This window comes from Marinifilum sp. RC60d5 (genome assembly GCF_052400665.1).
Taxonomy (GTDB): Bacteria; Bacteroidota; Bacteroidia; order Bacteroidales; family Marinifilaceae; genus JBQTGK01.
In genome coordinates this window covers 365,288-391,114 of sequence record NZ_JBQTGK010000002.1, presented here as the reverse complement: position 1 = coordinate 391,114, position 25,827 = coordinate 365,288, and the positions used below count along the sequence as shown (strand labels likewise).

Here is a 25,827-nt window from a genome sequence, read left to right as displayed (position 1 = left end):
TCAATTTATTATTAGCTATTTTGTTTTCTGATTAAATTTAATGCACTTCCAGCCTTAAACCATTCAATTTGAATATCATTATACGAGTGATTCGCCATAATTTCGTCTACAGCTCCATCTTCGTGAGTAAGAATTAGTTTAAGAGCTTTTCCCGTTTTAAATTCAGTCAGGCCAATAATATCAATCTTATCTTTCTCTTGTATTTTATCGTAATCAGCTTTATCGGCAAAAGTAAGAGCCAATACTCCCTGCTTTTTAAGGTTCGTTTCGTGGATACGGGCAAATGAACGTACAATTACTGCTTTAACACCTAAATGACGAGGTTCCATTGCTGCATGCTCTCTCGAAGATCCTTCTCCATAATTTTCGTCACCAACAACAATCGACCCAAAACCATTTTCTTTAAGAGCTCTTGCTGTGGCAGGAACTTCGTTGTATTCTTTAGATACAGGATTAAAAATAGAATTGGTTTCCTCATTAAAATAATTAACAGCACCAATCAACATATTATTGGAAATATTGTCTAAGTGTCCACGATATCGTAACCATGGACCAGCCATAGAAATATGATCTGTTGTACACTTTCCTTTTGCTTTAATTAGCAGATTTAATCCTTTGTAATCCTCTCCATTCCAACTATTAAATGGCTTGAGTAATTGCAAACGTTCTGAGTCATCGCTTACCTTAATCAGAACATCGGAACCATTTTCGTTTGGAGCTAGATAACCAGAATCTTTCATATCGAATCCCTGAGGTGGAAATTCCAATCCTACAGGCTCATCTAACTTCACTTCTACCCCATCTTCATTTACTAAAGTGTCAGTAATTGGGTTAAAGCACAAATCGCCGGCAATTGCCATTGCTGTAACCAATTCTGGCGATGCCACAAATCCATGTGTATTTGGGTTACCATCATTTCTTTTCGCAAAATTCCGGTTAAAAGAAGTTATAATGGAATTTTTTCTTGTTGGATCATCTGTATGTCGTTTCCACTGACCAATACATGGTCCGCAAGCATTAGCCATAATAACTCCACCAATACCTTCAAACTCACTAAGAATCCCATCTCTTTCGGCAGTATATCTTACCAGTTCGGACCCTGGGGTAACCACAAACTCGGCCTTTACTTTTAAATTTTTATCTTTTGCCTGACGCGCCAAAGATGCGGCTCTGGATAAATCTTCGTAAGAAGAATTAGTACAGGATCCAATCAAACCTACTTCAAGAGTACGAGGATAATTATTTTCCTTAACTGCGGCCGCAAATTCCGATAAGCTATGCGCTAAATCTGGAGTAAATGGCCCATTAATATATGGCTGAAGTTCAGAAAGGTTAATTTCAATCACCTGATCATAATACATTCCCGGATTTTCATACACCTCATCATCCGATCGTAGATGTTTCATTACAACATCGGCCAGATCTGCAACTTTTTCTCGTCCTGTAAGTCGCAAATAATTACTCATATTTCGATCGTAGCCAAAAATAGAGGTAGTAGCACCAATCTCAGCTCCCATATTACAAATGGTACCTTTTCCGGTACAAGACAAAGAATCTGCTCCTTCTCCAAAATATTCAACAATAGCTCCAGTTCCTCCTTTAACAGTAAGAATTCCAGCCACTTTTAAGATTACATCTTTAGGAGAAACCCAACCACTTAATTTTCCAGTAAGTTTCACTCCAATTAGTTTGGGCATTTTTAATTCCCATGGCATTCCTGCCATTACATCTACTGCGTCGGCACCCCCAACACCAATAGCAACCATTCCCAAACCACCTGCATTTACAGTATGCGAATCGGTACCAATCATCATTCCTCCTGGAAATGCATAATTTTCAAGCACCACCTGATGAATAATACCAGCACCAGGCTTCCAAAATCCAATACCATACTTATTGGATACCGACTCTAGGAAATTATACACTTCATTATTTTGTAATTTAGCATCGGCTAAATCTTTTTCTGCTCCTGTTGAAGCTTGAATTAAGTGGTCACAATGAACTGTTGAAGGAACTGCAGCTTTTACTTTTCCAGCATTCATAAACTGAAGCAACGCCATTTGAGCAGTTGCATCCTGCATTGCTACTCTATCGGGAGCAAAATTCACATAATCCTCGCCTCTTTTAAATTGATCTCCTTTTTCTTCGACAGACAAGTGAGAATACAATATTTTCTCGCTAAGAGTTAATGGTTTTCCCAGACTGGTTCTAGCCTTATTTACCCTATCGGGCATCTTCTCATAAACAGATTTAATTAAGTCAAAATCAAATAACATATTCTATAATTTTTTATTATTTTTTATTTATACATCAATCTTGGTAAAATTTAAAACTTTATTCAATCTTAATTGAAAAAGCCTTAGCAGATCTACAGATCTTTTTATGCGTTTAACACATATAATAAGAACCACCTTAAGTTTTACCAGATAGATATTTAGAACTATGAACAATTAATAATATCATATTCATATCATTAAATTCAAGTATCTAAATATACTAAAATATTGGTATTTTAAAAAGACGAATCCAAAAATCTTGTTTAAGAAAATTAAGCTTCTCCGATTTTTAAGAATCTATTTTAAATACCCTATTTTCCCCCTTAAATAATTTGAAATATTAGGTGTTAATTTTTGGTAGAATGAAGAATTACAATCGTCCTTTTTTACCAAATTCAACCACCTGAAGATCTTTTATATTTTTTTGATCTATGGTAAATTTCACCAAAGTTTGAACCTGATGAAATCCTTGTATTCCGGCTGCTCCCGGATTTATGTGTAAGAAATTTAAATCTGTATCGAACACAACTTTCAAAATATGTGAATGTCCCGATATAAAAAGCTGAGGCGGATTTTCAAAAATCTCTGGTTTAACATTGGTATCGTATCTTTTAGGATATCCACCAATATGTGTAATCCAGACATCAACACTTTCACATAAAAAACGTTGATGTTTAGGGTAAATAGCCCGAATTTCCTGACCATCAATATTACCATGAACAGCAATAAGAGGTGCGATTTTAGTCAGTTTATCAACAGTTTCCATATTTCCAATATCACCGGCATGCCATATTTCATCACACTCTTTCAAATGTTTTAAAGCAAGCGTATCAATATATCCGTGAGTATCCGAAAGTAAACCTATGCGTTTCATTTAAGCTAATTTCACAATTTTGAGGCGTGAAGTTAATAAAAGAAACACAGAAAAATAATCACAATATCAATTAAAATAGTTTCCTAATAAATAAGATTAGTACTTTTAATATGACAATTTAGGTGGGATATAATTGCTAAGAGTACTGCTTATCGGTTAAAATTATTACTTTTGCAAACTGAAATTTGAAAGTAAACACAATACAATAAATGGGGTTTAAAGAAGAGATACAAAGACGCCGAACTTTCGGAATTATATCGCACCCTGATGCGGGGAAGACAACATTAACGGAGAAACTGTTATTATTTGGTGGTGCAATTCACGTTGCAGGAGCTGTAAAATCGAATAAGATAAAGAAAACAGCGACTTCGGATTTTATGGAAATTGAGCGCCAAAGAGGAATTTCTGTTGCCACTTCGGTAATGGGTTTTGAGTACAAGGGACACAAAATTAATATTCTCGATACGCCAGGTCACCAGGATTTTGCAGAAGATACATTTAGAACCTTAACTGCTTGCGACAGTGTAATTATTGTTATTGATGTTGCTAAAGGGGTTGAAGCTCAAACCAGAAAATTAATGAAGGTTTGTAGAATGCGTAAAACTCCGGTTATTGTTTTTATTAACAAAATGGACCGTAGTGGTAAAGATGCATTCGATTTACTTGATGAAATTGAAGCCGAATTACAAATTAGCGTAAACCCATTAAGCTGGCCAATTAACATGGGACCCGATTTTAAAGGAGTTTACAATATGTTTCAAAAGAATTTGAGCTTGTTCACTCCTGCAACTCAAACTGTTGAAGAAACAATTGAATTTGATGATCTTTCGAATCCAAAACTGGAAGAATATATTGGTGAAGATGCCGAAGTTTTAAGAGAAGAATTAGAACTTGTTTCTGGTGTTTATCCTGAATTAGATGTTCAGGAATATTTAGATGCAAAAATTGCTCCTGTTTTCTTTGGATCGGCTTTAAATAACTTTGGGGTACGTGAACTCTTGGATGCATTTATTCAAATTGCACCTTCTCCTCTACCATGCCAAACTGTTGAACGAGTAATTGAGCCAACAGAAGAAAAATTCTCTGGTTTTGTTTTTAAGATCCATGCTAATATGGATCCTAACCACCGAGATCGTATTGCCTTTGTGAAAATCGTATCGGGAGTATTTAAACGAAATACACCATATTTACATGTTCGCAATGGCAAAAAATTGAAATTCTCGAGTCCTACAGCATTTATGGCCGAGAAAAAATCTATTGTAGAAGAAGCTTTCCCTGGAGATATTGTTGGTTTACACGATACAGGAAACTTTAAAATTGGTGATACACTAACTCAGGGAGAAAAAATAAATTTTAAAGGAATTCCTAGTTTCTCTCCAGAGCTTTTCAAATATATCGAAAACGCCGATCCGATGAAATCAAAACAATTGGCTAAAGGTATTGACCAATTAATGGATGAAGGTGTTGCTCAGTTATTTATCTCTCAATTTAATGGTCGAAAAGTAATTGGAACTGTGGGAGCTCTACAATTTGAGGTTATTGAGTACCGTTTATTGCATGAGTATTCTGCATCGTGTAGATGGGAACATATTAACCTACACAAAGCATGCTGGATTAAATCAAATAACGATGAACAATTAAAAGAATTTAAGAAAGCTAAATTCCAATACATCGCTAAAGACAAGCATGGTAGAGATGTTTTTCTTGCCGATTCGAGCTATATGCTTCAAATGGCGCAAAACAATTATACTGATTTAGAATTCCACTTCACCTCAGAATTTTAAGATAAAATAAGAATATAAAATAGCTTATTATGGCATTAGTAGAAGGATTATCAATCAGTCAGACAATGACTGTAACCAATAAGGATACGGCAAAATATCACGGATCGGGAAAATTAGAAGTATTTGCTACTCCTGCAATGGTTGCCTTTATGGAAAGCACTGCAGTTGCTTGTATCGATAATGATATGGCAAAAGGAACTGATAGTGTAGGTATTCAAATTGACACCAAACATATTAAAGCAACCAAGTTAAATGCAAAAGTAAGCTGTACTGCTAAACTGGTTAAAATTGACGGTAAAAAATTAACTTTCGAAATTGAAGCATCTGATGAAGGAGGAAAAATTGGTTCTGCACATCACGTTCGCTACATTATCGATCCAATAAAATTTATGAGCAGATTATAAGACTCTATTCAATAATATTTAGAAGCCTGGTAGAACTTAATCTATCAGGCTTTTTTAATGCATTACATCAATCTTTTCTCCCCTTCGAGTGTTTTTATATCGGTTAAATCCTGACTTACTTCAATACAACCTTTATAGTTTCCATCCTCATCGCGCAAAGCAAAATACTGGATTAAAATAAAGCGAGATTTCATTTGTATCCAAAATGGTTCGCTATCTTTTTCGCCACTCTTAAATGCTTTTAACAAATCATCAACAACATGCACACTTTCCGGTGGATGACAATTTTGAACGGTTCTTCCGATTATAGCTTTCGATCGGGTAAAAAATCGATCTTTAGGATTTGAAAAGAAGCGCACCCTATCGTTTTCATCAATCATAGTAATATCAACCGGCAAATTATTCAAAAGCATCATGGCTTGCTGCAATGTCATTAATCCAGTATCGAAATTAAGAAGTGTATCCTTCAATTGAATGGTATCCAGCTGTTCTCCTTCAAATACAAATCCTTTTTTTGCAATTTTCTTCTTCTCCGAAAAAACAGGAATATCAATAAAGCTAAAACCTATTTCAAGACTTTGCTGATTCATTTCCTCCCACAAATCATCCGATACGGCATTTACAGCAACCGGAAACAATAAATAATCCTCTCTGAATATTATTGTATTCATGAAGAAAAACAAGTCGCCCATTAACTTATTTATTCTATTCAAATTACACGAAGATTCTCCTAAAACTTCAACTAAATCTTTCCTTACTTTGCGAATATCATCGTGAATTGACCACATTACACCCAAACATTTATATTCGGGATATTGATTTTCGAAATAAGGAAAAAACACATTCTCCTTTCGGGAATAATGCTTCTCTATTTCTGCTAATTCTTCGACCTTTAACTTGAGATTAGACAAAGTTTGCACAAGCTCATTCTCATCTTTAAGCAAGTTTATTTTTTTTGCCAGTGGTTTAATTTCAGTCAAACATTTTTCCAAGGCTCTGTTTTCCCTCATCATAATTCCTAAAAAATGATTGGGTGAAAGCTGAATTTTCGGTCTACTTACAATTGTTTTATGAAAAACATTTAATGCCTTATTAATCCCTATTTTTAAATCGTTCATTGGCAGATTTGCTTCCACCAAACGATGTACTGCAATCACAATATCGTTGGGAATAACACTATTAATCGCCTCCTGATGTTCTTTTATTAGCTCAGTTCCTTTTTCTCCCTTAATCAGCTTAAAACAAAACTGAAATATTGATTCTATACGGGTATTATTATTATTTATAAACTCAGACATATCGGATATTTTATTGAATTAATTTTATTGCTTTAAAATACAATAAATACCCATAATTACTATCATCTGTAGGACAACTTACTACTTTTATTATTCGAAGTTAATGTGAATAACAGCTTAAGAATAAAACAAATTCACTTATTATCTTGACAATTTTTACAACTAGAAACTTTTTTTTCGTAATCAATTATTCGGCCTTTAGAATCATGTACAAAACTACAACATTGATTGAGTGCCTCTTTTAAAAGGTTTCGTCCCCTTTGGACTCTCGACTTTGCAGCAGAATAAGATATTTGCAATTTTTCAGAAAGTTGTTTTTGACTTAGTCCGTTTAGTTCTGATAAGATTAAAGCCTCTCTATAGCCTTCGGGTAAAGACTTTATCATCGGAACAATACAAGATTGAATATCTTCCATGGCTTTTGGATCATTCTCATCTTCCAAATCGATGATTTGCTCATCTAAATCAGTCTTAGAATATGATTTCCGATGAAAATCGATAATGGTATTTCGGGTGATTTGAAACAACCAGGCTTTTATTTTTCGCTCCTGCTGTAAACTATCAATTTTACAATGAATTTTTAAAAACACTTCCTGTAAAATATCATCTGCCATAGAAGGATCGCCTACTCTTTTTTGAATAAAAGTTAACAATTGCTTATGATATTCTCTCCAGATATTTTCTACCATCTATTCTATTATTTTTTAAAATCTAAACAAAAATACAAAAAGCAACTTAATAATTTGAAATCATTCTAAATAAAAAAACCATCTTTGCTATTTCTATTTACAATATAGAAGTAACAAAAGATGGTTTATAAAATTAATTAGCTAATTGTTCTCGTAAGGCGAGAATAGATTTAAAATATTATCAGCAGTTACAGTTTCCTCCGCAACCACATTTATCACCAGCATATTTTAGATCTGTAAATTGCTCTGAAATCTTCTCCGATTGTTTTTCTTCTGGTGGACATTGGCATGGTCCTAAACCTTTACAGGCACAATCTTTAAGCGCTTTTTCTTCTGGGGCTTCCAGCACCTGATTTATCAGTTCTACATTCACACTATCGTCGTTACAACAAGTTTCCGTGTGATGTAATTGTGACCCACAACATTGGCTATTCATAAGCTTACTTTTCTTAATTATTAAACTCTACTTTCAAATAGGTAGACGTATACTTTATGAAATGGACGCAAAAAAAATCGACAAAAATTATTTTTTTTTGATACATTTATAAATACTTAATTTTTATGAATGTAATTATAGTCTGTAATTAGTGTTTGAAAAAACTGTTCGGGTGGCATTTCTGTTTGTATTCCCAACTTATCGGAGACCTTCTTTCTTGCTTTTAAACCAAAAGTAAGCTTTTCAACATAATCATCCATTGTTTTTAACTTCTCGACAACCTGTTTAAAAAGCTCTAGATCATTATCTTTTAACTTCTTAACTTCAGAAAACACCAATTCATAATTTTCTGGAATATCACTTAAAATAGTATTACTTAAACTAAGCTTTCTATTTAATTTTACAACGGTAGTTTTTGCAAGAATATCACCAACACGCTGTCCTTTTTCTCCAATCACAATGGTAAGAATTGCGGCAATTCCATTAGTTAAACCAATATCCACTAACCTAAACATCCACCTAATAAGGTAACTGATAAAATCTGCTGAATCACCATCAATTTTATAAACTTTAATTTTCATTATTTTCTTACCTGGTGTTTGCCCTCCCATAAACAACTCGAACAGTAAGGAATAAAAAAGAAAGGGTATCATTATAACAAAAATCATCACATATTCTTCACCTAATGCACCAAATAATAAACCACAAAACATAAAGCACACCCCAATAAATACCATATCAAGAAGATAGGCTACCATTCTTTCTCCAACACTTGCTACTGGAAAATTTAATTGTACATTTTGGCTGGTTTCAATATTTATTTTCGACATAAGAATAATAAGTTTAGAACTAACGAATATACCTATCATAAATTAAAGATAAAAATATTCAGATTCGATAAATAATATCGCATTACTCACAATACTGTTATTCTGACGATTAAATAGCAAGAATTATATTAACAGTAAAAGTGATTTGTTTATTTCATAATTAAAGATAACTTTAACATTATATTAAAGATTTTTGGCCTAATTTATATGAAAGAGATTGTATTCCTGAATCGTAACAAGCACAAATGGGAAAAATTTGAAAACCTTTTAAATCAAACTTCAGAAAGTAATCCTGATACCATTGCCAATTTGTATATTCAGCTTACCGATGATTTATCGTATTCACGAACATTTTATCCCGAATCATCAACCACGGTATATCTTAACCAGCTAAGCATGCAGGTGCATCAGCAAATCTATAAAAATAAGAAGATTAAGAAAGCTGCTTTTAAAAATTTCTGGAAAACCGATTTACCACTCACTCTTTATGACATAAGAAAACAATTGCTCTACGCCTTGATTATTTTTATGGTTTCAGTTTTAATCGGCATCATATCGTCAAAAGGAGATCAGTCATTTGTGCGCAGCATTTTAGGCGACGATTATGTGAATATGACCATTGATAATATCCGTAAAAACGATCCTATGGCTGTTTACAAGCAGCAAGCTTCTACCGAAATGTTTTTAGGAATTACAATAAACAATATTAAAGTTTCCTTTTTAGCATTTGTATTAGGAATATTTACAGCTTTTGGCACAGGCTATATTCTTTTTTCGAACGGGGTAATGTTAGGCAGCTTTACTTATTTTTTTGTGCAACACGACTTATTTTGGGAAACAACACGAATAATATGGATTCATGGCGCTTTAGAAATATCGGTAATTATAATAGCCGGAGCAGCAGGAATTACACTGGGTAACAGCCTTATTTTTACTGGAACCTTATCCCGAAAAGTCTCCCTACAAAATGGCGTAAGAAAAGGTATAAAAGTAATAGCAGGTATTTTTCCCATTTTTATTGTTGCAGGCTTTCTCGAAGGTTTTGTTACCCGACATACCGAAATGCCAATTGCATTAAGCTGGATAATTATACTCAGCTCTTTTACATTTATAATTTGGTATTTTGCAATTAATCCAATTAGAGTATATCATAAAAAGACAAAAAATTAATAACTACCTAACTATAAAAAATGAATACAAACGACTTTAAATTTGAAAAAGTTCGCGATTTTGGACTACTTTTCAGTGATACTTTTCTATTTCTTAAACAAAACTTTAAAAATTTAGCAAAAGGATTTCTTTACTATGTATTGCCCATTAGTTTAATACAAGGAATTGTGTTAGGATTTGTACAATACCAGTCGGTAAACTCTTTGGCTACAGGAGGTAATTTATTTACCGATGGTTCTAGCTTTGTAATAATTTCAACTCTTATTAGCTATTTTTTAATGTTTGTGGCCTATTCTTTTGCCATGTCCTTTATGATGAACTATATAAAAATTTATAAAGAAAAAGGAGCAAATAATTATGAATTAAGCGAAGTATGGAAACGAATGGTAAAAGATATACCACGAATACTTGCCGCTTTATTTGTGAGTGGGCTTTTGGCTGGATTTGGATTTATAATTCTTGTGATTCCTGGAATATATATTTCTATTTGTGTTAGTTTGGTAATTCCAATTGTAATATTTGAAAACGAAACTATTGGATCTGCATTAAAAAGCTGCTTTAGCCTTATTAAAAATAATTGGTGGAATACCTTTGCATTTTTATTCGTTATTAGTATTATTGGTTATTCTTTAAATTTTGTTACTCAATTGCCTTCAACTATTTATCAGGTAGTTTTGGCAATATTTATTGGTACTGGCGATCCAATTACACCGAGCAAGGCTTTAAGCATTTTATTTTCTATTATTCAGGCAGCAGGATCTGGATTTATACAAATGCTTCCAATTACTGCCATTGCAATGCAATACTTTAGCTTAATTGAACAAAAACAAAACCCTTCCTTATTAAAAGATCTGGAAACAGTAGGTACAAATGAATAAATCTTTTAAAATAATTTTTTTAAATATTTGGTTCCTGATTTTTTCAGGAACCACACTTTTTGCTAGTCCAAATCAAACAGACAAGGATAGCTTAAGATATGATAATGGACAGCTGACAATCTATAAAAAAGTTAATCCCAGAGAGAAAATTGAGAGTTATCGGCAACAAAAAGAATTTAATTACGATTTATCGGAACCCGAATCTCAAAATATTTTTGAGAGAATCTCGGCAATGATAAAAAGATGGCTTTCTTTTATATCCAAAAGCTTAGGTGTAATCTGGTATTTGAGGTATATCTTAATTGGTGGCTTAATTATATTTCTTGTTGTAATTATCGCCAAAAGTAATTCAAGCGGACTATTCAGGCCACATCAAAAAATTATTCCCATTAATTTTACCGATCATATTAATCCAAATACAATTAAATGGGAAGAAGAAATTAGCAAAGCAATACAAAATAAAGAGTTCAGATTAGCTGTGCGCTACCAATTTTTAGCAAGCTTAAAAACTCTAAGTAAGCTGGATTTTATAACTTGGAAATCGGAAAAAACAAATACCGATTACATTCTCGAAATTAAGGAGCAAAGCATTAAAGTAGAGTTTACAAAACTTAGCAAATTATATGAAGCTGTTTGGTATGGAAATTTTCCTATTGTTCAGGAAGATTATAAAGTTATTGGTGCCGATTTTGATCGTTTTAATTCAATGTTTCACAAAGATTCTAAATCGTTATCATGAAATTAGTTATTCCTAAATCCATATTTCCTTTTATAGGAGTTTTAATTCTGCTAATTTTAGTTGAACTATTCACTCCTACTCCTATCGACTGGACTCAAAACTTTAATTCTCATGATAAAAGACCTTACGGATCTTTTTTAATGCTAGACTTGGTGGAAACAGAATTTTTCCCCAATCAGGATCTTGAAATTAGAACAGTTCCTATTTTTAATTATCCGGAACAGGAAGATTCAACAAAATTAAAAAACTACATATATATCACCAATCACTTAGAAATGAAAAAGTGGGACGTTTCCCGTTTGATTGAGCTGGTAAAAAAAGGCAATCAGATATTTATTGCAGCCTCGAGTATTGGTAAAGATTTAGAAGATACTCTAAATTTAAAAATTGATCGTAATATTAAATTTGCAAACCTTACACAAACAAAGAAGGAACAACACCTTACAAACACAAGTATTGTTGGTAACAAAACCTTTAACTACGAGAAAGCTTTCGATATTAATTCTATCATAAAATTTAACAAAGACAGTCTTACTGTACTTGGCGTAGATGAAAAAAAGCAAGTTCAATTTATACAGAAAAAAATTGGAAAAGGAAGCATAAGCATAAACTGTCAGCCACTGGCTTTTACCAATTACAATGTTTTATCGGATAATAATGCAGAGTATATAGCAGGTGTATTTAGCTATTTACCCAATTTACCAATAGTTTGGGACGAATATTATAAACCCGTAACACTTTTTCGCACAAGCTCTCCTCTTAGCTATCTGATGACAAAACCTCCCTTACGATTAGCTTATTATTTACTTTTATTCTGTTTACTATTTTTATTAATTTTTCAGGGTAAAAGACAACAACAAATTATTCCTATTATTAAACCATTACGCAATTCTTCCTTAGATTTTATACAAACCCTAGGAAGATTATATTATTCGAGAAAAAACCACAAAGACATAGCTGAAAAAAAGTTAAGACACTTTAAAGAATTTATACGAAGCAAATACCACACTGAATTTAAGTTGGGAAATTTAGATGATTTAAGTAAACGATCAGGTATAGCTATAAAAACACTTCAGATATTATTCAGACAAGCCGAATCGATACAGGAAATTAGCTCCTTATCGCAGGAAGATTTGGAGAATTTTCATTCTAAAATTGAATATATCTACAATAATTGTAAATAAACAAAACAAGATAACATCCAGATATGGAAAGTCAAAAACATTTCGAAAGTAGAATTGATTTAAATGAGTTGAATCAATTAATTAGTCAAATAAAATTTGAAATACAGAAAGTAATAATCGGTCAAGAACATAATATTGATTTATTACTGGTTGGCCTATTTGCCAAAGGACATGTATTGATTGAAGGAGTTCCTGGAATTGCTAAAACTCTATCGGCTAAATTACTGGCAAAAACAATTAGCTCGGATTTTGCAAGAATACAGTTTACACCAGATTTAATGCCTTCTGATGTTTTAGGAACAACAATTTTTAACATGAGCAAATCGGAATTCGATTTTAACAAAGGTCCAATTTTCTCGAATATTGTTCTTATTGATGAGATTAACCGAGCTCCTGCAAAAACTCAGGCTGCACTTTTCGAAGTAATGGAAGAATATCAGGTAAGTATAGATGGCAGTACCTATAAAATGGATGAACCATTTTGGGTTTTGGCAACTCAAAATCCAGTTGAACAGGAAGGAACTTATCGATTGCCCGAAGCTCAGCTCGACAGGTTTTTAATGAAAATAGAATTTGATTATCCAAACGAAGATGAGGAGTTAAGTATTCTAAATACCAAACACGAACGAAAAGGGAATTCTGAAATCGATGAAATCTCGGAAGTAATTAATGCCGAACAAATTAAGGAAATGCAAAATCTTGTTCAATCGATCCATATCGATGAAAATTTGAAAAGATACATTGTACAAATAGTTCAAAACACCAGAAAAAATACTGGAATTATTTTAGGAGCTTCGCCCCGTGCATCGGTTGCTGTAATGACTGCAGCAAAAGCATTTGCAGCCATTAATGGTCGCGATTTTGTTACTCCCGATGATATTAAAAAAATTGTTGCTCCAGTTCTTCATCATCGATTAATTCTTACGCCCGAAAAAGAGATGGAAGGAATCGTAGCCAAAGAAATCATCAATCAGGTTCTCGAAGGAATTGAAATTCCTCGATAACCATTTTATCAGTAACAAAATAGCGAATGAAATTTTTCAAATCTCTATACTTACATCCATTTTTCTACTGGATTATTAGTGCAATAGCAGTCTGTTCGGTTCTGGGATTTTTTTACCCCATTCTTTATGCTGTAGCACGATTGGCAACGCTGCTTTTTACAATTACAATTGGCTTTGATATTGCCTTAGTATATCGGGTAAAAAATGGACTGGAAACCGACCGAATTTGTCCGGAAAAATTATCTAATGGTGATCAGAATCCAATAAGCATACGCATTCAAAACAATTACAATTTTAATGTTAGGATTGAACTAATTGATGATATTCCTATACAATTTCAGAAAAGAGATTTTAATTATAGATTTTTGCTTAAGCCAGGCAAACAGCATCATATTAATTATAGTATAAGACCTGTTGAACGTGGCGAATATCATTTTGGCAACATTAATGTTTATGCAAGTTCTTTTCTAAAAATAATTAAACGCAGATACAAAGTTAATGCAAATAAAATGCTTCCTTGTTATCCTTCGTTTATGCAAATGCGCAAATACGAATTAATGGCCGCATCGAACAGATTAAGCGATTTTGGTATTAAAAAAATTCGTCGCATTGGTCATCAAATGGAGTTTGACCAGATTAGAGAATATGTAAAAGGTGACGATTATAGAACCATAAACTGGAAAGCTACTGCTCGAAAGTCTCAAATTATGGTAAATCAATATCAAGATGAAAAAGCTCAGCCAATCTATTCTATTATTGATTGTGGCCGTTCTATGAAAATGCCATTTTACGGCCTTAGTCTGCTCGATTATGCAATTAATACAAGCCTTGTTTTATCGAATACTGCAATTCTAAAACACGACAAAGCTGGTTTACTCTGTTTCGGAAAGAATGTTCACACTCACCTTCCTGCTGGCGGGAGAAGAACTCAGGTAAAAAAGATAATGGAACTGCTTTATAATCAGAAAACAGATTATCCCGAGCCAAATTTTGAGCTGTTATATTCATCGGTAAAACACTTTGTGAAAGGTCGAAGCTTACTTATGCTTTACACCAATTTTGAAAGTTTAGATTCCATGAAACGACAACTTCCTTACTTGCAGGCATTGGCAAAAAATCACTTACTCGTTGTGATACTATTTAACAATACCGAAATATTAAAAATGACAAAGCAAAGTGTAAGTAGCATTGAAGATATTTACATAAAAACCATTGGAGAAAAATTTCTTTACGACAAAAAATTAATTGTAAAGGAATTAGAAAAATATGGTATTCATGCCATATTAACCGATCCCAAAAACCTAAGCACTTACGCATTAAATAAATATCTGGAATTGAAATCGAGAGGCTTAATTTAAATTCAAAACAATGAAACGAATCTTTCTTCTTTTACTAATTATTCCTCTCTTCTATTGCTGTGTAAACTCACAAAATCAGATAATTGAAATTAAAACCAGCCTGGGAAATATAGATTTGGAAATTTACACGGATAAAGCCCCGCTTACTGCCACACACTTTCTGAATAATATCGACAAAAATATCTTTCAAAATGCTTGTTTTTACCGAGTTGTCCGTCCCAATAACCAACCCAACAATAAAATAAAAATTGAAGTAGTTCAGGGAGGTTTGTTTCACGATTCAATTGTTGATAATATGCCAACAATTAAACATGAAAGCACAAAAACAACAGGAATACTTCATAAAAACGGAGTAATATCGATGGCAAGACTAGAGCCTGGATCAGCATGCACAGAATTTTTTATTTGTGTTGGCAATCAACCTGAGTTAGATTATAATGGCAATAGAAACCCGGACAAACAAGGCTTTGCAGCTTTTGGGAAAGTAATTTCGGGAATGGATATTGTGAAAAAAATTCAAAATATGGAAGATAAAAACCAAATGCTTACGCAAACAATTCCTATTCTATCCATAAAAAGAAAATAAGTACATTATAATAATCCTTGAAGTTCACTAACACGTTCAATCTTTTGGAAATTAACATTTAAAATTTCTTGGTCAGTTACCATTTCGTGTACCCATGTAGTATAAAAAGGAACATGAACAGCCTTCGCTCCGAGATTTAAAACCGGCAAAACATCCGATTTTAATGAATTTCCCACCATCAAAAATTCCTCAGGTTTTATATCTAAATGTTCAATTAATTTTCTGTAATCACCCTCTTTTTTATCACTCATTACTTCGATATGATGAAAATACTTTTGTAAACCTGACTTCTGAAGTTTTCTTTCCTGATCAAGCAGATCGCCTTTTGTTGCAACTACAAGTTTGTATTTTCCCTGCAAATTTTCCAGAGCCTCAACAATACCATCAATTAGTTCGATGGGTTTGTTTATTTGCTCTTTTCCTAAATCGAGTATTGCACTAATTTTTTCGGATGATACATTTCCATTTGAAATTTTAAGACTGGTTTCTATCATCGAAAGAGTAAAGGCTTTGGTTCCATATCCATACAATGGGATATTTCCGATTTCTATTGCCAATAATTCCTCTGTAACTTCTTCCAAACTCATTCCGTTTCGTAATAAATCACAAAACTTTTTCTCAGTTTCTCTAAAATAAGGCTCATTTACCCATAGAGTATCATCGGCATCAAAACCTATTACTTTTATACTTTTCATTAATAATTTAATTATAAAAACATACTTCCAGCATTTTTGCGTAGCAGATAGCTTGCCCCGTATTTTTTAGGAGAGCCGCAATATAATTCAATAATTCCAAAGTGTAAAATACAGATGAATAATTTACAAACACGTTTCATATCAAAAAGTTTGCTTTTATTTTTCTAAATTAAATATTGATAATCGAAATAGTATTTTGTACATTTAATTATGTATAAATAACTTATGTGGCAAATTTATTTGTCGATCAACAAAAAATCAATATGAACAAAAGATTGAAATACCAGGATCATCCTTCCCATTTTATGCTTATTTTAGCCCGTATTATAGGATTTCTTATTGCAGGAGTTTATATCTTATTTATTCTTCCCGAGTTTATATCTAATTTCGATACATTAAGTTATGATACAGAATTTTGGGTCTTTTTAGTTTATGCCCTATCCTTAACCTACGGATTCGGTTTTCTTCTTACTTTTTGGAAAATAAAAGCGGGTGCAATTATCATGATTATCTGCAGTATTGGAATTGCTTTTTATGGCTTTTTCGATTCAATGAGATGGGAAGTTTTTCTACTTCTAATACCCCTATCTTTTTCGGGAATTATGTTTTTAATGCACGCAAAAAAAAACCTCTATACTAAGAATCTTTAATTACTTTACTAACAGTAAATATATTGGACGAATCTAATTTCACACAACCATTATAACGATATGCAACCAAATCACCTCCATTTGCCAGACAACCATCTACGCAACATAGATTTTCACTAATTACACCTGCCTTACCGTTTAAACAATAATGTCCAAAAAAGACGGGTGGTTCTTCATTTGCATACATAGGAATATCATAACATAATTGCGATGGGATTGTATATTCCGGCAACTTAAATCGGTTTCCAAAAGAAATCTCTTCAAAACTTTTCCCCTCCATTGGTTCCCACCATTTAATACGATAGGCTGTTCGCTTAAACCCATAAGCATCTTTAATCTGCATATCGTTCGGAAAATTAAATTCTCTTCCTTTTAAAAGAAGCATTAGTGCCTTAAATACCTTTCCTTTTTTTAAATAAATATCTCGCAAAAATGATTTACTAAGTCGATTTTCAGGGTTAACTTTTCTCAATAAATCAACCGCATGCTGATCCCAGCAAGCATGAACAACTCTAAAATCAACCAACTCGAGAAAAACAGGCAATGATCTTAACCACTTAAGATATTTTTTTCTTCTGGGCTTGTCTTTTTTAAATTCCTGGTAAGTATTTTTAATTTGTGTTTTATTCTTTACACTATGTTCACGCAGATACACACCATCACTATCTTTGGTGTAATATGCAATTACATTTAATTCGTGATTTCCTAATACAGCATAAGCATTACCTGCCGACACCATTTTCTTTACAATTTTAAGTGTTTCAAAAATTTTAGGTCCCCGATCTACAAAATCACCAACAAATACTGCTTTCCTGTTTGAGTGACAAAATCCTTCCTCACCATCCTCGTAGCCAAGCGCTAATAACATCTTTTTTAATGTTTTCGCATCGCCATGAATATCTCCTATTATATCGTACACTTTATTTTCTGATTTATTAATCTTTTCCAAAAATATAAAAATATCTGAATATAAATTTTTACTGCCAAACCTTATTTATTGTTTAGGTAGTTAAATGCTCATCTTTAAATCATAATTATTGAAGTTTAAATAAATCGTTAACTATTATTTTATTTGTTATTTCATTAGTTCCACTATAATAAAATTCGTTATTTTTTTTGTTATAAGAATAATCCTTTTTCCACTCTTCATAATTATCAATAAGCTTTTCCAAGGAATCAATAAAATACAAAACCTCCCAATCTGTAGAAGTAGGATGCAAAGACCAACGAACCCAACCAGGCTTATGCGATAAATCACCCAGCGTAATTTCACTTGTAATAGCATCGGATTGCTCCTGACTAACCTCTAATAGGTAATGACCATAAGTACCTGCACATGCACAACCACCCCTTACCTGAATTCCAAAACGATCGTTTAATAACTTAACCAATAAATTGTAATGAATATATTCAACATAGAAAGAAAGGATACCCAGACGTTTTTGAACATTATCGGCCAGCACATGCACATCTTTAACTGCTTTTAACCTGCAAAAAGCAAGATCGAGAAGTTCCTTTTCGCGCGCAATAATATTATTTGTTCCCATTTGATTTTTTAATTCAATGGCCAGAGCAACACGAATAGCCTGAAGAAAACCTGGTGTTCCTCCATCTTCTCTAAGCTCAATATTATCAATATATTTGTATTTACCCCATGGATTAGTCCAGTCTACGGTACCTCCTCCCGGATTATCAGGCACTTCGCTATTGTATAAGTTCGAATCAAATATCATAACTCCAGATGAACCCGGACCACCCAAAAATTTATGTGGCGAAAAGAAAATACCATCCAGTTTCATTAATTTATCTTCAGGATGCATATCAATATCAACATAAGGTGCCGATGCTGCAAAATCGATAAAGCAAATACCACCATTCTGGTGCATTATTTTTGCCATTTCGTGATAAGGTGTTACAATACCAGTAACATTTGAACATGCCGAAAAAGAACCAATCTTTGTTACACGATCTTTGTATTTTTCTAATTGCATACGAAGCTCTTCTAAATCTATGCTTAAATTTTTTCCTGGAGGAACAACAACTACATCAACATTAGTTTCGTACCACGAAGTTTGGTTCGAATGATGTTCCATATGAGTTAAAAATACCACAGGTTTTTCGTTAGGATGATCTATAAAAGGACTACATCCTTTCAAACCCAAAATACGTTGTAATTTATTGACTACCGCAGTCATTCCAAAACCAGCATGAATAATAACATCTTCAGAGTCGGCATTAACGTGTTTTTTAATTAACTCTTGTGCCCTATGATACGACTGAGTCATTAATGTTCCTGTTTCGTTTGTTTCAGTATGAGTATTGGCTACATAAGGGCCAAATTCTTTTACCATTTTATCCTCTATTGGTCCATATAATCGACCACTGGCAATCCAATCGCCATAAATAATATTTTGTTTTCCATAAGGTGAATAAAAACTAGCATCGTATCCTATGGTATTTTCTCTAAACTTTTTAAAATATTCTTCTAAATTACTCATTCATGTTTGTATTAAAGTATCATTACTATTTCTCTATCCAGAAATTAAAATCGATTTGTTGAAACAGAATCTAAACTTACAGTTTCTTTCATAATTCAATTCTAAAAATCATTTGATTGAAATTAGATATTCTAAACAGTAAAACCAAAAAGATTAATCAGCTTTTAATTCTATTAGAATTTATTATTACATAAACTTACGATACGATAACTTATCTTTTTTTAACTCTTGCTATTTGCTTTGACCGCTCAATTCAGCTATTTTTGGAATTCTAAAATCTGAAGCACAACATTTTTTTACAATATATACATGAATACAATTATTCAACTCTTTGAGCAGAGCGTTAAAAAATATGGTACAAATCCTTACTTGTGGGAAAAAACTAAGAAGCAATATGAGTCGCTAAGTTATGAAGGACTTCATAAACAAGTAAAAAGTTTGGCCTATGGTTTATATGCCTCAGGAATAAATAAAGGAGATAGAGTCGGACTTTTATCGGAAGGAAGAAATGCATGGGTGCTATCAGAACTTGGAATTCTGTTTTCTGCAGGGGTAAATGTTCCCCTATCTGTAAAATTAGATGCGCAAAACGAATTAAAATTTAGATTAATTCACTCTGAAGCTCGCTTTGTAATTGTATCGCGTAATCATTTAGAAAAAATTCGATTAATTAAAGATGAAATCGAAACTCTCGAAAAAATTATTGTAATCGACGAAGGTGTTGATATCGATGGCAACGAAGTTTACCTCTCAGACATTATTCAGCTTGGTGAAAATTTAACCAATAAGGATAAAAAGAAACTTGACATTATTCAACAAAACATTAAGGCTGATGATAATGCAAATATTTCCTACACATCGGGTACAACTGCCGATCCTAAAGGAATTATTCTAACGCATAACAATTACACCAGTAATGTAATTCAATCGTCGAGCTTAATGCACATTCCCGAGCATTTTAAAACTCTATTGATTTTACCCTGGGATCATTCCTTTGCTCACACAGCAGGAATCTATAGTTTTATGCTTAAAGGCGCGTCTATTGCAGCTGTTCAGCAAGGAAAATCGCCCATGGAGGCGTTAAAAAATATACCCAAAAATATAAAAGAAATTAAACCTGATATTCTAATGAGTGTGCCTGCTCTGGCAAAAAACTTTAAAAAGAATATTGAAAAAGGAATAAAAGCTAAAGGTCCCAAAGCAGAAAAAATATTTAATAAAGCTTTACAATTGGCCTACAAATATAATGGATACGGCTGGAACAAAGGAAAAGGCACCCGTAAACTACTTAAGCCGATGTATCTTTTCTACGACAAAATTTTATTCTCAAAAATAAGAGAAAACTTTGGAGGCAATTTAAAATTCTTTGTAGGCGGAGGAGCCTTACTCGACATAGAATTGCAACGATTTTTTTATGCAATTGGTATTCCCATGTATCAGGGATATGGATTATCAGAAGCATCACCAATAATTTCATCAAATGCGCATCATAAACACAAACTAGGCTCTTCGGGATTTTTAGTTAGTAATATGGAATTAAAAATTGCAAATGATGAAGGCAAAGCCCTCCCCGATGGTGAAAAAGGAGAAATTGTTATTAAAGGTGCCAACGTAATGAAAGGCTACTGGAAAAATGATAAAGCATCGGCAGAAACCCTTCGCGATGGTTGGCTACATACCGGCGACATGGGCTATATGGATGAAGATGGATTTCTTCATGTTTTAGGGCGTTTTAAATCTTTACTTATTGCCAACGATGGTGAAAAATTTAGTCCCGAAGGAATTGAAGAAGCCTTTGTTGATCAATCTCCTTACATGGATCAGTGTATTTTGTATAACAATCAAAATCCTTATACCATTGCCTTAATTGTTCCAAACAAGGCCGCAATACTCGTGCATCTTCGTTCTTTAAAGCTTAAAGCTGATAGCGAAAAAGGACAAAAAGCTGTATTGGAATTGCTCCAGAGAGAAATAAATGAATATCGTATTGGAGGAAAATTTGAAAACATGTTCCCTCACAGATGGCTGCCAACTGCTATTGGGGTACTTCCCGAAGGATTTACCGAGGAAAATAAATTACTGAATTCTACCATGAAGGTAGTTCGCGATAAAGTTATTACCTACTTTAAAGAATATGTAGATTATCTGTATACTCCTGAAGGAAAAACCTTTATTAATTCTAAAAACAAGGAGAGTATTAATAAAATGATTTTATAAATGGGTATCATTCCATCAAGTTATTACAATTTTATTTCCTATTATTATACAAATAGCAGATTCTTTAGTAGCTTCAAAAAAAAAATAGTCATGTCAAAAACAATATTTAATTTACGAATTTGGTTTGTCGCCATAATACTTTTAATAGCCTCATCAGCTAAGGTTAATGCTGACAACAGCTCAGAAAATACAAAAACACCCAAATACATTTTCTTTTTTATAGGTGATGGAATGGGACTATCGCAGGCAAACACCGCCGAGGCTTATTTAGGAGCCTTAAATAAAAGCAATGGTATTAAAAGACTAAATTTCACAACATTACCAAACCAGGGATTTTATACCACCTATGCGAGTGATCGTTTTATTACCGGATCGGCAGCAGCAGGCACAGCTTTATCTTCAGGTGAAAAAACCAGCATTAGTACAATTGGTATGGATGCAAAACGTCAAAAACCACTAAAATCGGTTGCTGAAGTAGCCAAAGAAAAAGGCTATAAAGTTGGTATTGTAACCTCTGTATCGATCGATCATGCAACACCTGCTTCGTTCTACGCGCATCAGCCAACCCGAAATATGTACTACGACATAAGCTTAGATTTAAGCAAAAGTGGTTTTAACTATTTTGCCGGAGGAGGATTTAAACATCCCGAAGGAGATGGAAAAATAGATGAAAACAACACCATGGCAAATTTTGGAATGGGTGCCGATCAAAAATTAGCTAAGAAAAAACCAAACTCGCTGGAAGTAGCTAAAGCAAGAGGATACACTATAATAAATACTCTCGATGATTTTAAAGCTCTACAAAAAGGAGATGACAAAATTATTAGTATTGCTCCAAGATTAGCTGGAGGAAAATCTCTTCCTTACTCTATCGATCAGGATGAAAAAACAGATATTTCGCTTGAAGATTTTACACGTAAAGGAATAGAGCTACTCGACAATAAAAAGGGTTTCTTTATGATGATAGAAGCTGGAAAAATTGATTGGGCCTGCCATGCCAACGATGCTGCCACTGTAATTAAAGAAGTTTTACAATTAGATAAAGCTGTTTCGGCTGCTCTTGAGTTTTATAAAAAACACCCAAAAGAAACTTTAATTCTTATTGGAGGCGATCATGAAACCGGAGGAATGGCTTTGGGTTTTTCGGGAAGCCACTACCAATCAGCATTTTCTCTCTTACAAAACCAAAATTTATCCTATGAGAAATTTGCTCAGTTGGTGAAAGAGTACAGAGAAAGTACGAAACAACCCGATGTAAATTACGGTCTCGAATTGGTGAAGAAACATTTTGGTTTAGGCAATGAAGAAAAAAATCTGAAACTAAACGAATTTGAACTGCAGCAATTAAAAGATGCCTTCGAAAAAAGTATGATCTACGAATACAAAATGTCTAAAGATGATCAATTCTACTTATTATATGGAAGCTACGATCCTTTTACTGTTACTGCTTGTCATATCTTATCGCAAAAAGCAGGTATCGGCTGGACTTCTTTCTCACATACGGCATCGCCAATTCCAATTCGTTCTATTGGTGTTGGTGCCGAACAATTTACTGGTTTTTTCGACAATACCGATGTCTCTAAAAGACTAAAGAAACTTCTTGAATAAGTTAACCATAATAATAGATATTAGCCCTGCAGAAATGCGGGGCTTTTTACTGCTGCAAGTTTAGTATTACTACTTATATAGTACTTATACATTCTTAAACCTTCTTATCCTTGAACTTTTCCAGACTTTTATAACTTTACATCATGTTTAAATTTAAAGCACCCCATAAATCAGATTTATTTTTAATTAGTCTGCTAACACTTTTAAGTCTTGCTATAGTGTTCAGCCCTAACGGATTTTCTGAGAAAGAAACTGACAACTCAATTCGAGTAAAAGCAGAAGTTTTAACAACAGACAATAGTATGATTGTGGAAACTGGTATTATAAAAACCGGAACACAAAATTTAAAAATTAAAGTTTTAAATGGTCAATTTAAAGGAGAAGAATTAAGCGCTTTTAATCAGCTTATTGGTCGCATGGAGTTCGATAAATTTTTCAAAACAGGCGATAAAACCCTTTGCGTATTAAATTTAAGTCAGGATAAATCTCATATTATTAGTGCTAATGTAATTGATCATTATCGAATTAATCTGGAAATTTTTCTTCTGGCTTTATTTGTAATTTTCCTGATTTCTTTTGCCGGATGGACCGGAGTAAAAGCCATGCTCTCCTTTTTATTTGCAGGAATATGTATTTGGAAACTACTATTACCCGGATTATTAAAAGGCTATTCTCCTATTCCTCTTTCGCTGGGAATAGTTGCACTTCTAACTTCAGTAATCATATTTTTAGTTGCAGGTATCAACAAAAAAGGATTCACTGCATTTTTAGGAGCCATGAGCGGAATAGCAATCACTTGTTTTATGGCCATTGTTTTTGGTAAGCTTTTCAATATTCATGGCGCCATAAAACCATTCTCTGAAACTCTGCTTTATTCGGGATACAACTATCTTAATCTTACCGAAATTTTCCTTGCCGGCATTTTTATCTCCTCCTCAGGAGCTGTTATGGATATTTCCATGGATATAGCAGCAGCTCAATTCGAAGTTTATCAAGCTAATACCAACATTAGCAGAAAAGAATTACGCAAATCGGGATTCGAAGTAGGAAAAGCAGTGGTGGGCACCATGACTACCACATTGCTTCTGGCATACTCTGGAGGTTTTTCTGCCCTATTAATGGTATTTATTGCACAAGGTACTCCAATGATGAATATTTTAAATTTGAACTATGTTTCGGGCGAAATCCTACATACCCTTGTAGGTAGCTTTGGATTAGTGCTGGTAGCACCATTTACTGCTATTATAGGTGCCTGGGTGTACACAAAAATACACAATTCAAAAATGTAGATTCTCAACAAATTACGCAAATAAATGTTTTACGACATATCAATTTTATCGAACAAAACACAATCGGTTGAGATCCTTTTTGGTAATTTGCGCTATAAATTGATTATTCTAAATCAGACAAACAATGAGTTTCCTCTTGCATTTTGATTGATCAGGAAATCAATATCTTTATTTTTAAAGTGATTATCATTATGAATATTTTGATTGAAGAAGTAAAAAGCAAGAGCCAACGCAAAAAGTTTATCAATTTCCCTTATCACTTATATAAGGATAATAAATTTTGGGTTCCTCCCATTAAATCAGGAGAATTGGAGTTGTTGATGCCTGAGAAAAATCCTGCTTTTGATTTCTGTAAAGCAAAATTCTGGCTGGCATATCATAATGGGAAAGTTGTTGGTAGAATTGGTGCTATTGTTAACAATTTAAGTATTGAAAAACAAGGCGAAAAAATAGGAAGAATTACCAGAATAGAATTAATTGACCAATATGAAGTATCAGAAAGTCTTTTCAAAGTAGCCGAAGATTGGTTAAAAACAGAAGGTATGATAGGTGTTAGTGGTCCACTAGGTTTTTCGAATCTTGATCATGCAGGATTGTTAATTGAAGGACACGAATGGCTGCCTTCTATGGCTTCCGATTATCATTTTAACTACTACCAAAAACATTTCGAAAGACTTAATTATACAAAAGAAATTGACTGGTTGGAATTTAGAATTAACCTTCCGAAAGAAACACCCGAAAAAGCAGGACGCATTGCCGAGTTGATTAAGAAAAGATATAGTTTACAAACCGTTAATTTTAGCACAAAAAAAGAACTGGAACCATATAAGGAAAAAATATTTAAGGTATTTAACGATGCTTTTTCAGACTTGTTTGGCACCTTTAAATTACCAGAAAAGCTAATTCGTTTTTACATTTCAAAATATTTCCCTATCCTAAATCCTAATTATGTAAAAATTATTTTAGATAAGAATGACAAACTAGTTGGATTTATTATTGCATTACCTTCTTTATCGAAAGCCTTGCAAAAAGCAAAAGGAAAGCTTTTTCCTTTTGGCTGGTGGCATTTACGAAAAGCTTTAAAATATCCTACCGAAATGGATTTAATGCTAACGGGAATTGATCACGACTGCCAAAAGTTAGGCTTTGTTTCTATTCTTATGCATGAATTATTAAAAACATCGAATGCCGACGGATTACGATTTGCTGAAACTACTGGTATGCTTGAAAATAACCATGTAGCGATTCAATTGTGGAAATCATTCGATCACATTCAGCACAAACGCAAGCGGTGCTACCGTAAAATGTTTTAATCGAACACTGCTTATCTTAAAGAAATATATTGAGACTCCCATTTAAA

Annotated in this window: 23 protein-coding genes; 14 read left to right on the top strand and 9 right to left on the bottom strand. The window is 33.2% G+C overall.

Annotated features, from left to right (window positions below; genetic code table 11):
* Positions 1-11: 11 nt before the first annotated feature.
* Together ACT3CE_RS05655 and ACT3CE_RS05650 are read right to left on the bottom strand one after the other, a co-directional pair.
* Positions 12-2,276 (bottom strand): aconitate hydratase, encoded by a 2,265-nt coding sequence (locus tag ACT3CE_RS05655; RefSeq protein WP_444708788.1) that lies wholly within the window; start codon positions 2,274-2,276, stop codon positions 12-14.
* A gap of 370 nt (positions 2,277-2,646) precedes the next feature.
* Positions 2,647-3,150, bottom strand: coding sequence for a metallophosphoesterase family protein (locus ACT3CE_RS05650; RefSeq protein ID WP_444708787.1), 504 nt, complete (start codon positions 3,148-3,150; stop codon positions 2,647-2,649).
* A 209-nt stretch (positions 3,151-3,359) separates the two neighbouring features.
* Between ACT3CE_RS05650 and ACT3CE_RS05645 the strand changes: the two genes are divergently transcribed.
* Both ACT3CE_RS05645 and ACT3CE_RS05640 read left to right on the top strand, forming a co-directional pair.
* Positions 3,360-4,934 (top strand): peptide chain release factor 3, encoded by a 1,575-nt coding sequence (locus ACT3CE_RS05645; RefSeq protein WP_444708786.1) that lies wholly within the window; start codon positions 3,360-3,362, stop codon positions 4,932-4,934.
* 29 nt (positions 4,935-4,963) lie between these two features.
* Positions 4,964-5,338 (top strand): thioesterase family protein, encoded by a 375-nt coding sequence (locus ACT3CE_RS05640; protein ID WP_444708785.1) that lies wholly within the window; start codon positions 4,964-4,966, stop codon positions 5,336-5,338.
* A gap of 62 nt (positions 5,339-5,400) precedes the next feature.
* On the opposite strand, the gene ACT3CE_RS05635 is transcribed toward ACT3CE_RS05640, so the two are convergent.
* The 4 genes from ACT3CE_RS05635 to ACT3CE_RS05620 form a co-directional block, all read right to left on the bottom strand.
* Positions 5,401-6,636 carry a DUF438 domain-containing protein gene (locus ACT3CE_RS05635; RefSeq protein WP_444708784.1) on the bottom strand — a complete coding sequence of 412 codons (1,236 nt, stop codon included), beginning with the start codon at positions 6,634-6,636 and terminating at the stop codon, positions 5,401-5,403.
* Positions 6,637-6,770: 134 nt separating this feature from the next.
* Positions 6,771-7,325, bottom strand: coding sequence for an RNA polymerase sigma factor SigZ (gene sigZ / locus ACT3CE_RS05630; RefSeq protein ID WP_444708783.1), 555 nt, complete (start codon positions 7,323-7,325; stop codon positions 6,771-6,773).
* A gap of 181 nt (positions 7,326-7,506) precedes the next feature.
* Complete coding sequence (locus ACT3CE_RS05625) at positions 7,507-7,761, bottom strand: hypothetical protein (RefSeq protein WP_444708782.1); 255 nt, start codon at positions 7,759-7,761, stop codon at positions 7,507-7,509.
* Between the two features lie 116 nt (positions 7,762-7,877).
* Complete coding sequence (locus tag ACT3CE_RS05620; RefSeq protein ID WP_444708781.1) at positions 7,878-8,591, bottom strand: RDD family protein; 714 nt, start codon at positions 8,589-8,591, stop codon at positions 7,878-7,880.
* A 207-nt stretch (positions 8,592-8,798) separates the two neighbouring features.
* Between ACT3CE_RS05620 and ACT3CE_RS05615 the strand changes: the two genes are divergently transcribed.
* From ACT3CE_RS05615 to ACT3CE_RS05585, 7 genes are read left to right on the top strand one after another with little or no spacing between them, the layout of a single operon-like run.
* Positions 8,799-9,761, top strand: a complete 963-nt coding sequence (locus ACT3CE_RS05615) for a stage II sporulation protein M (protein ID WP_444708780.1) — start codon at positions 8,799-8,801, stop codon at positions 9,759-9,761.
* Positions 9,762-9,781: 20 nt separating this feature from the next.
* Positions 9,782-10,639, top strand: coding sequence for a hypothetical protein (locus tag ACT3CE_RS05610; RefSeq protein WP_444708779.1), 858 nt, complete (start codon positions 9,782-9,784; stop codon positions 10,637-10,639).
* Positions 10,632-11,378, top strand: a complete 747-nt coding sequence (locus tag ACT3CE_RS05605; protein ID WP_444708778.1) for a hypothetical protein — start codon at positions 10,632-10,634, stop codon at positions 11,376-11,378. The genes ACT3CE_RS05610 and ACT3CE_RS05605 overlap by 8 nt, the downstream gene beginning before the upstream one ends.
* Positions 11,375-12,562, top strand: coding sequence for a DUF4350 domain-containing protein (locus ACT3CE_RS05600; protein WP_444708777.1), 1,188 nt, complete (start codon positions 11,375-11,377; stop codon positions 12,560-12,562). The genes ACT3CE_RS05605 and ACT3CE_RS05600 overlap by 4 nt, the downstream gene beginning before the upstream one ends.
* Before the next feature lie 23 nt (positions 12,563-12,585).
* The gene (locus ACT3CE_RS05595) at positions 12,586-13,566 is read left to right on the top strand and encodes an AAA family ATPase (protein ID WP_444708776.1); all 981 of its coding nucleotides are present in this window, start codon (positions 12,586-12,588) and stop codon (positions 13,564-13,566) included.
* A 26-nt stretch (positions 13,567-13,592) separates the two neighbouring features.
* Positions 13,593-14,924, top strand: a complete 1,332-nt coding sequence (locus ACT3CE_RS05590) for a DUF58 domain-containing protein (RefSeq protein ID WP_444708775.1) — start codon at positions 13,593-13,595, stop codon at positions 14,922-14,924.
* A gap of 10 nt (positions 14,925-14,934) precedes the next feature.
* A complete protein-coding gene (locus ACT3CE_RS05585) occupies positions 14,935-15,510 on the top strand; it encodes a peptidylprolyl isomerase (protein WP_444708774.1) in 576 nt (191 codons plus the stop codon).
* A gap of 5 nt (positions 15,511-15,515) precedes the next feature.
* Here the strand turns inward: ACT3CE_RS05585 and ACT3CE_RS05580 are convergent, their stop codons facing one another.
* On the bottom strand, positions 15,516-16,205 hold the full coding sequence (locus tag ACT3CE_RS05580; protein WP_444708773.1) for an HAD family hydrolase: 690 nt from the start codon (positions 16,203-16,205) through the stop codon (positions 15,516-15,518).
* A gap of 263 nt (positions 16,206-16,468) precedes the next feature.
* On the opposite strand from ACT3CE_RS05580, the gene ACT3CE_RS05575 reads away from it, so the two are divergent.
* Positions 16,469-16,855: a hypothetical protein gene (locus ACT3CE_RS05575; protein WP_444708772.1), complete on the top strand. Its 387-nt coding sequence runs from the start codon at positions 16,469-16,471 to the stop codon at positions 16,853-16,855.
* Here the strand turns inward: ACT3CE_RS05575 and ACT3CE_RS05570 are convergent.
* Complete coding sequence (locus ACT3CE_RS05570) at positions 16,842-17,774, bottom strand: metallophosphoesterase (RefSeq protein ID WP_444708771.1); 933 nt, start codon at positions 17,772-17,774, stop codon at positions 16,842-16,844. The two genes, ACT3CE_RS05575 and ACT3CE_RS05570, sit on opposite strands and share 14 nt — an antisense overlap.
* Positions 17,775-17,889: 115 nt before the next feature.
* Positions 17,890-19,353: an aminotransferase class V-fold PLP-dependent enzyme gene (locus ACT3CE_RS05565; protein ID WP_444708770.1), complete on the bottom strand. Its 1,464-nt coding sequence runs from the start codon at positions 19,351-19,353 to the stop codon at positions 17,890-17,892.
* 309 nt (positions 19,354-19,662) lie between these two features.
* Here ACT3CE_RS05565 and ACT3CE_RS05560 point away from each other — a divergent pair, with 309 nt between their 5' ends.
* The 4 genes from ACT3CE_RS05560 (at position 19,663) to ACT3CE_RS05545 (ending at position 25,780) form a co-directional block, all read left to right on the top strand.
* On the top strand, positions 19,663-21,570 hold the full coding sequence (locus ACT3CE_RS05560) for an AMP-dependent synthetase/ligase (protein WP_444708769.1): 1,908 nt from the start codon (positions 19,663-19,665) through the stop codon (positions 21,568-21,570).
* A 90-nt stretch (positions 21,571-21,660) separates the two neighbouring features.
* Positions 21,661-23,178 (top strand): alkaline phosphatase, encoded by a 1,518-nt coding sequence (locus ACT3CE_RS05555; RefSeq protein WP_444708768.1) that lies wholly within the window; start codon positions 21,661-21,663, stop codon positions 23,176-23,178.
* Between the two features lie 143 nt (positions 23,179-23,321).
* Complete coding sequence (locus ACT3CE_RS05550) at positions 23,322-24,467, top strand: YibE/F family protein (RefSeq protein WP_444708767.1); 1,146 nt, start codon at positions 23,322-23,324, stop codon at positions 24,465-24,467.
* Between the two features lie 191 nt (positions 24,468-24,658).
* Entirely contained in the window at positions 24,659-25,780 is a 1,122-nt protein-coding gene (locus tag ACT3CE_RS05545; protein ID WP_444708766.1) for a hypothetical protein, read from the top strand.
* Positions 25,781-25,827 lie beyond the last annotated feature (47 nt).

Excerpts from the sequence above, each read along its gene's own strand:
- ACT3CE_RS05655 (WP_444708788.1), bottom strand. The coding sequence starts at position 2,276 with ATGTTATTTGATTTTGACTTAATTAAATCTGTTTATGAGAAGATGCCC.
- ACT3CE_RS05650 (WP_444708787.1), bottom strand. The coding sequence starts at position 3,150 with ATGAAACGCATAGGTTTACTTTCGGATACTCACGGATATATTGATACG.
- ACT3CE_RS05645 (WP_444708786.1), top strand. The coding sequence starts at position 3,360 with ATGGGGTTTAAAGAAGAGATACAAAGACGCCGAACTTTCGGAATTATA.
- ACT3CE_RS05640 (WP_444708785.1), top strand. The coding sequence starts at position 4,964 with ATGGCATTAGTAGAAGGATTATCAATCAGTCAGACAATGACTGTAACC.
- ACT3CE_RS05635 (WP_444708784.1), bottom strand. The coding sequence starts at position 6,636 with ATGTCTGAGTTTATAAATAATAATAATACCCGTATAGAATCAATATTT.
- sigZ (WP_444708783.1), bottom strand. The coding sequence starts at position 7,325 with ATGGTAGAAAATATCTGGAGAGAATATCATAAGCAATTGTTAACTTTT.
- ACT3CE_RS05625 (WP_444708782.1), bottom strand. The coding sequence starts at position 7,761 with ATGAATAGCCAATGTTGTGGGTCACAATTACATCACACGGAAACTTGT.
- ACT3CE_RS05620 (WP_444708781.1), bottom strand. The coding sequence starts at position 8,591 with ATGTCGAAAATAAATATTGAAACCAGCCAAAATGTACAATTAAATTTT.
- ACT3CE_RS05615 (WP_444708780.1), top strand. The coding sequence starts at position 8,799 with ATGAAAGAGATTGTATTCCTGAATCGTAACAAGCACAAATGGGAAAAA.
- ACT3CE_RS05610 (WP_444708779.1), top strand. The coding sequence starts at position 9,782 with ATGAATACAAACGACTTTAAATTTGAAAAAGTTCGCGATTTTGGACTA.
- ACT3CE_RS05605 (WP_444708778.1), top strand. The coding sequence starts at position 10,632 with ATGAATAAATCTTTTAAAATAATTTTTTTAAATATTTGGTTCCTGATT.
- ACT3CE_RS05600 (WP_444708777.1), top strand. The coding sequence starts at position 11,375 with ATGAAATTAGTTATTCCTAAATCCATATTTCCTTTTATAGGAGTTTTA.
- ACT3CE_RS05595 (WP_444708776.1), top strand. The coding sequence starts at position 12,586 with ATGGAAAGTCAAAAACATTTCGAAAGTAGAATTGATTTAAATGAGTTG.
- ACT3CE_RS05590 (WP_444708775.1), top strand. The coding sequence starts at position 13,593 with ATGAAATTTTTCAAATCTCTATACTTACATCCATTTTTCTACTGGATT.
- ACT3CE_RS05585 (WP_444708774.1), top strand. The coding sequence starts at position 14,935 with ATGAAACGAATCTTTCTTCTTTTACTAATTATTCCTCTCTTCTATTGC.
- ACT3CE_RS05580 (WP_444708773.1), bottom strand. The coding sequence starts at position 16,205 with ATGAAAAGTATAAAAGTAATAGGTTTTGATGCCGATGATACTCTATGG.
- ACT3CE_RS05575 (WP_444708772.1), top strand. The coding sequence starts at position 16,469 with ATGAACAAAAGATTGAAATACCAGGATCATCCTTCCCATTTTATGCTT.
- ACT3CE_RS05565 (WP_444708770.1), bottom strand. The coding sequence starts at position 19,353 with ATGAGTAATTTAGAAGAATATTTTAAAAAGTTTAGAGAAAATACCATA.
- ACT3CE_RS05560 (WP_444708769.1), top strand. The coding sequence starts at position 19,663 with ATGAATACAATTATTCAACTCTTTGAGCAGAGCGTTAAAAAATATGGT.
- ACT3CE_RS05555 (WP_444708768.1), top strand. The coding sequence starts at position 21,661 with ATGTCAAAAACAATATTTAATTTACGAATTTGGTTTGTCGCCATAATA.
- ACT3CE_RS05550 (WP_444708767.1), top strand. The coding sequence starts at position 23,322 with ATGTTTAAATTTAAAGCACCCCATAAATCAGATTTATTTTTAATTAGT.
- ACT3CE_RS05545 (WP_444708766.1), top strand. The coding sequence starts at position 24,659 with ATGAATATTTTGATTGAAGAAGTAAAAAGCAAGAGCCAACGCAAAAAG.